Here is a 6,686-nt window from a genome sequence, read left to right on the forward strand (position 1 = left end):
CCCTGTTTTCAGGGGTACGAATAGCTTTGATAGGTGATCGTCGGGTCCGAGAAGAACGGAGTCGACTTATCCCGAATGATGTCCGGCGGCGCGTCGTCCGGAACCGGAGAAATGCTCTGCTGGTAGTGGAAGAAGTTCTGGGGGTCGAATTTCTGCTTCACGAACAGAAGTGAGTTGAAGTTGTCGCCCCAATAGAGCCATCGATAGTTCAACTGAGTACGCCGCGGATAATTTTGATAACAGCGGTCGATGAAGAAGCCCTCGTCCGTCATCATCTGCATGAACCCATCCAGCCAGGGGACCACGACGTCTTTCTCATCCTCGGACAACCAGAACACGTCAACGTAGAAATTCATCGACACGTCGCGGTGAATGAAGGCGTTTCCCTGTTTGCCAACCGGCATTCGGTTGATCGCCCCGCCATACGGCTCTATCGCCGCGGCCCCGTAGGCGTTTGGCGTGCTGTCCAGATAATCGACGACCCTTTGCCATTCATCTTGCGACAACTGGCGGGCGATATACCCGCCCTGCTTGTCTTCGCGGGCTTGATCCGGGACCACCGGGATGTCGTATTTCTCGTCATACAGCCAGGAATTGATCTGCTGGTAGGTTCCTGTCTTGCTGTTTTCCATGTGGCCGCCGATGGGTTCGTCCAGCAGCGGCTGGATGACCCGGCGCCCTTCGACTTCGGGGCCGTGATATAGGGCCGAGACCAAAAGAACCTTCTGGTCTCCTTGATAAGCCAGAAAGATGTAGGCCCCAAATTTGTCCGAGAGTCCGTCCTTCATGTAGTTGGCCTGCAGAAACTCCAAAGCCTTGGCAGCCCTGTCCAGCGGCCATTTGATATGAACGCCCCAAACTTCGTAAAGGTTGTGCAGCTTGAACCGGATTTCCAGAAGCACCCCGAAATTGTTGCCGGTGCCTCCCCGGATCGCCCAGAAAAGATCGGGGTTGGTCGTGTCATCCGCGATCACGATACTGCCATCCCACAGCATAACCGTCACGCCCAGGACATTGTCGCAGGCCATTCCGAACAGGCGCGACGTGAACCCGTATCCTCCGCCCATCATGAATCCGGCCACGCAGACATCCTGACACGCGCCACCCGGCACATGCAGGTGATAGGAATCCAGCACCGAGTTCAGGACCTTGAACGGGGTACCGGGGCCGACATAGGCCATCGGGGTATCTGGATCGACCGTCACGTAACACATCCTGCTGGTATCCAGCACCATCGCATTGTTGACCGAGTACCCCGCCGTGCTGTGCCGGCCCGATCGGCTGACCACCCACAGATCATGGGCCCGCGCGAAGGCCAGACTGGCCCGCACGTCCTGAATGGTTTCGCAATAGACAATGATTTCCGGGTAGTCCTGAAAGGCCGGGTTCCAAAGTTGGCGATCCGTGTTGTAGTTCGGGTCCGTCGGCAAAACGACCGACCCAACCAGGCCTTTTTCAAACTCCCGTATCTGCTCGGGCGTAATCGGATGATAGCGCTGCAGCGATAGGTCCGTTCGGCTGGAGGCGACGCGATCCTTGGCCAGAATAGTCTTGCTTATCTTGCGCATGATGGACGCTCCCTTGGCATAACATGCAGAACGCGCAGGGAAAAAACACTGCGCGCACGTTTTACGGTCTTTCCATCAACCCATTTCTGCCCGTCCCAAGCTGGCAGAAAGCTTCCGTACCGGTCAAGAGATCGTTTCAAGCAATGCCCGGGCTTCAAGCAATTCCGGGATGTCGGCCTTTGGGTCGAAACGTTCCAGGGCATCCGACAGCCATGGCCCCGGCTTCCCCGCGGTTTTGGAAACGTGGCGCGTCAGCGCCACGGCTGCGCGCAGTTCGAACAGGCTGGCCCCGCATTTGCGCGCCTCGGACACCGCTTGTTTGAGTATCGGTTCAGGATCTTTCCGCTCATGATCGTCAAGCAACGAGCGGACCCTGAAAACCTCGGCATCGGCCCAGCCTTCGTCGGTATCTTTGCGCCAAAGTTCAGCCTGCGTCAGCGCCTGCTTGGCGGCCTTGAGCCCCCCGGCACGCACCAGAAGTTCCGCGATCAGCGATAGAAAGAAGCTTTTGTAGTTTCCGGCGCCACTAGACCACCAGTCATCCGACGCCTGCCGCAGGGCCGCGATGTGCTCGGCGTCCGGGGTCCGGTGCGCCCGCGCCCAACCGAGCCACATGCGGGCGGTGATCGACATGAAGGCCAACCTGTGCTCGCGAGAAATCTCCTCCAGCGGTGCGACGGTCGCGATCAGTGCGTCGATATCACGGTGCAACAGATGGACCATGCACGTATAGGTCAAGACTTGGGCTACGCTGTGCGCGTGTTGCAATTCATTGGCCCAGTCCAAAGCCTGCGCCTGAACCTTTCGCGCACGGGCCGGCTCACCCATCAGGCTGTAACAGACCCCCAGGAAGCCAGCTGTGATGGCCGCATGGTCGGTGCCATAGACATAGGCCAGCTTCCCATGTGTTTTGAAATCGTAAAGGGTCCAGGCCTGCTCCAGGTGCGCCCGGGCATCCGTCAGATTGCCGATGTGCAATTGTACGGCCCCCATGGCGCGGTGCCCTACCATCCGGTGCTCGGTCCGGCCGCTGACTTCAGCCAGGTCCAGGATCTGGTCCGCCACCTCACCGGCCAGGCGGTACTCGGCCCGCACAAGGTGAAACGCATAAAGCCCATTGAGAACCGGGAAAAGGCGTTCCGTCTCGCGGGCCCGACGGCACAGCTCGCGCAGCCGGCCATAGGCCTCGCCTGTCGCTTCGCCCGCAATCCCGTCAGTCGAGCGCAAGACACCCGCCCGAAGCACTTGCAGATCAATCTCGCGCAAGTCGCGGTCGCGGCTTTTCGGCAGGTCTGAGACAAGAACGAGCGCCTTGGACAAATGGGTCAGTGCTTCGGACAGGGCCGACCGCTCGATCGCTCTCTGACCGGCGTTTTGCCAATGAGTAACGGCCTCTTCGGGGCGATTTGCCAGCGTATAGTGCTGGGCCAGAACTTCGGGCTGGGTCTGTGCAAGATAGGGTTGCTGGTCCAGCAATACACCCGCAGCCTGGTCGTGCAGGACCTGCCGCTCGGATCGCAGAAGGCTGTCATAGGCCATGTCCCGGATCAGGGCATGGCGAAACAGGTATTCGTCCTCGGCCCCGTCCGGTGGCCGCTGGATGATGCCCGCCATGGCCAATTGTTCCAGGCTGGCCTGCATCGACACCGCCGGCAGCATGGAGACCGCCGCGACCAGAGCCACCGAAAAGCGTCGCCCGAACACGGCGCCGGTCTGCGCCACGTCCTTTGCCATACCCAGGCGGTCGAGACGCTCCATCAGCGAATCCTTGAGCGTGCTGGGTACCGACAGCGACGGCAGCGGACCGCGCAGGACATAGCCATCCTCGGTCAGCCGCAACTGGCCGGATTCCAGAAGGCCGCGCGTCACCTCCTGTACAAAGAGCGGGATCCCATCGGTCTTGGCGGCAATCAGGTCGCAGACCGGTCCCGGCAAAGGCTTGCCCCCCGCGACATCCGTGACGATTTCCGCCACCTCGGCATTCGACAATCGGGTCAGGGGGATGTGCAACGTGTTGTGGTGGTGCCCCCAGCTGGGGTCGAACCCCTGCCGGGCCGTGACCACGATAAGAACCGGCAGGTCACGGATCTGCTCGATTACCCTATCCGTCAGCGAAAGCGTGGTCGGGTCCACCCAATGCGCGTCTTCGAACAGCAACAGAACGGGTTTGCTTCGGGCCATCGACACCAATTGCTGCGTTACGGCTTCCAGCGTCTTTTCCAACTTGACCTGCGGCGGCAGGTCCAAGGGCCCCAATGCATCATCGGCATCGATGCTCAACAGATCAGCAATAAGGCGCTGTTGTTCGGACGTCAGATACCGCAGCAGCGGCAGAAGCTTGTCCAGCTTTTGGGCGTCCGTATCCGCCGGCGCGAACCCGGCTGAACGTTCCAGTTGCTGCACGATCGGATACAAGGCACTGCTTGAGTGCAGCGGCGAACATTGGAAATTCAGACGCAGAATATCCTGCCCCTGCAACTCGTGCGCCAACCCTTCGATCAGCCGCGACTTTCCGATCCCCGCCTCACCTGAGATCAGAACGGATTGACCCGCCCCGTGACTGGCTTCGTTCCACTTGTCACACAGCTTGCGAAACTCAGAGCTGCGCCCGATCAGTCGGCCGGAACCCGCTTCGGGATTGATCTCGAACCGCCGTTCGATCCGTGCGGTACCCTCCACGATCCAGGCCTGAATCTCGTCCGCAAACCCCTTCAGAACATGCCTGCCGGAATCCTTCAGCCGGAAAGCGCCACCGATCAGGCGGCGCGTCGAGGGGCTGATGATCAGCGAATTTGGTTCGGCCAGACCCTGCAGGCGGGCGGCCAGATTCGGCGTCCGCCCCATGACCACGTCGTTTTCCCGCAACCCGTCCCCATAGATGGTGCCGACCACCACAAGTCCCGTGGCGATTCCGATCCGCGCCTGCAGCTCTTCCTTTCGGTCGATCGCGGGCAGTTCGTCCAAAATCTGCAACCCGGCCTCGATCGCGCGCGAGGCCGCATCCTCCTGCGCGTGCGGATAGCCGAAATAGATCATCGCACCATCCCCCATGAAACAGGCGATGTGACCACCGAATTTCGAGACGGCGGTTGTGCAAGTCTCTTTGAATCGCCGCACCAGCTCGCCCAGATCTTCCGGATCCAGGCGCTCGGACATTGCCGTCGAGCCGACGAGATCAACGAACATGACCGTCAACTGCCGGCGCTCGGCCACGATTTTGCCCTGTCGGCGGGTGTGTACGGCGTCACCGGCCGTGTCCTGGGCAAAACGCGCGGTTGCGGCAAGCAGGCGACGCCGGGGACCCAGTGGTAGCCCGAGATCGATCAGATCATGCTCGGACAGATGAACGAGGTCGGACAAGGCCACTTCTGCCGCAGCGAAGGCGGGCGCGTATTTGGACAGCCCCAACTTCTCCAGAAAAGCGGCGATATCCGTCATTTCTCCCCCAACGGCCTGTCCAACGCCGGATTGTTTTGGCACGGTCCAACCCGCGCAGATCGCGCGTCGCAAACCGTGGCCCGTTCATTATCCAACTGACTGAACAGCCTTTTCGTTCTTTACCCGCACGTCAAGAGGTTTGGCGCACCAAACCGGCGCAGCACGGTTGACCGTGGAGGCAGCATTGCTGAATTGCTTGGAGAATGGCAGGGGCAGCAGGGTTCGAACCCGCGACCTACGGTTTTGGAGACCGTCGCTCTACCAACTGAGCTATACCCCTGTGGTGCGCCATCAGATATGCCAGCGGCGCGACGGACTCAAGAGGCTTTTTCAGTTTCTCGGACACATATGCAATCGACAAAGAAGTTGCGTGCGTCGTGCAGTTCTATAAGACAAGGTTCGGCCCACCGAGAGGAAATTACCCTTGAGCCTTCGCAAGAAGATTGCCGACAGCGAGACAACCCTGAACTGGGCCGCGCGCCGCATCGCCAGCTACATCAGGATGGTCCATCGCAACACCAAATGGCAGCGGATCGGCTATGATGAGTTGGACAAGCTCGCGGAACAGGGCGAGCCGGTCATCGTCGTGCTGTGGCACCAGCGGCTGGCCCAGTCGCCCTATTTCTTTCCGCTGGACAAGGGGCGCATCTGCTCGATCACATCGGCCGCGCGCGCCGGCAGCATGGTGGGCCGGGTGCAGAAACTCTTCGGCATGGACACCATCGCCATGTCCAGCCACAAGCGTCACGTGGCCCTGTCGCGTGAAGTGTTGGGCAAGATGAAACAGGGGATCTCGATCGGCATAGCTGCCGACGGTCCGCGCGGCCCGGAACGGGTGTGCTCGACCGTCCCGCTGGTCTGGGCGCGCAGCTCGGGCAAACGCATTTTTGGCATCACCTATTCGGCCCGCCATGGCCGTGAGGCCGGCACCTGGGACCGGCTGCTGCTGCCGCGCCCCTGGCGCAACGAAGGCGTCTTTCTGTGCCGCGAATGGACTGAGACCGTACCCCGCAAGGCCACGGACGAGCAGATCGAGCAACTGCGCCAAAGCCTCGAGAAGCACATGAATGATATCACCGCCGAGGCGGATCGTATGGTCGGCCGCACTCCTTGGGAACCAAAGCTCTGATCAGCCCGCCTGCTTTCCGCAAAAGTCACCGCGCAAGGCGCCGGTTTGCTTGGCCCCAAACTTTCTGCGTTCCCGACAAAAATCGCTGACGGTGCAGTCGACTTCGTGATCATCATCGCTGAGAATGGCCTCGCGCATATCTTCCAGGTCCTTGTTGTGAAGGATTTGCGCCCCGTAGTTCAGAAACTCAAAGCCAAACATCGCGTCCTCCTGCTGTTCGGGCATTCTGCCGAGCGTGCATAGGTCGCTGTCGGCGTTGCTCATCACGTAGACATTCAGCATCTGGAGCAGATGGGCGGATGGTTAAGATTACTAAAGCCAAGGGTTGCGGCACCATCAAATCGAAAACACTGGCAGACTTGAAACAGTCTGATCGGCTTCACAATAAGAAAAAGGGCGCCCCAAGGGACGCCCTTTCCATCAGTATGCGCTGATGCGCCTTACTCGATGATTTTGGACACGACGCCTGCGCCGACGGTGCGGCCGCCTTCGCGGATGGCGAAGCGCAGACCGTTTTCCATGGCGATCGGGGCGATCAGCTCGACGCCGAA

At 60.2% G+C, this 6,686-nt stretch carries 5 protein-coding genes and 1 tRNA gene; 1 reads left to right on the forward strand and 5 read right to left on the reverse strand.

The window, feature by feature from the left end; translation table 11 throughout:
• Positions 1-8 precede the first annotated feature (8 nt).
• From AC2FNL_RS15265 to AC2FNL_RS15275, 3 genes are all read right to left on the reverse strand, one after another.
• Positions 9-1,568 (reverse strand): FAD-binding oxidoreductase, encoded by a 1,560-nt coding sequence (locus AC2FNL_RS15265; protein WP_496834172.1) that lies wholly within the window; start codon positions 1,566-1,568, stop codon positions 9-11.
• A 123-nt stretch (positions 1,569-1,691) separates the two neighbouring features.
• A complete protein-coding gene (locus tag AC2FNL_RS15270) occupies positions 1,692-5,006 on the reverse strand; it encodes an adenylate/guanylate cyclase domain-containing protein (RefSeq protein ID WP_496834173.1) in 3,315 nt (1,104 codons plus the stop codon).
• A 204-nt stretch (positions 5,007-5,210) separates the two neighbouring features.
• Positions 5,211-5,286 (reverse strand) — tRNA-Trp (locus AC2FNL_RS15275).
• 144 nt (positions 5,287-5,430) lie between these two features.
• Here AC2FNL_RS15275 and AC2FNL_RS15280 point away from each other — a divergent pair.
• The gene (locus tag AC2FNL_RS15280; RefSeq protein WP_093964426.1) at positions 5,431-6,135 is read left to right on the forward strand and encodes a lysophospholipid acyltransferase family protein; all 705 of its coding nucleotides are present in this window, start codon (positions 5,431-5,433) and stop codon (positions 6,133-6,135) included.
• Here AC2FNL_RS15280 and AC2FNL_RS15285 read toward each other — a convergent pair whose 3' ends face one another.
• Together AC2FNL_RS15285 and AC2FNL_RS15290 are read right to left on the reverse strand one after the other, a co-directional pair.
• On the reverse strand, positions 6,136-6,417 hold the full coding sequence (locus tag AC2FNL_RS15285) for a hypothetical protein (RefSeq protein ID WP_093964425.1): 282 nt from the start codon (positions 6,415-6,417) through the stop codon (positions 6,136-6,138). It abuts the gene before it with no gap.
• 158 nt (positions 6,418-6,575) lie between these two features.
• Positions 6,576-6,686, reverse strand: a 111-nt coding sequence (locus AC2FNL_RS15290; protein WP_480428719.1) for an EF-Tu C-terminal domain-related protein, incomplete at its 5' end; no start/stop codon positions are given.

It is taken from the genome of Ruegeria sp. CRTD044 (assembly GCF_059613485.1).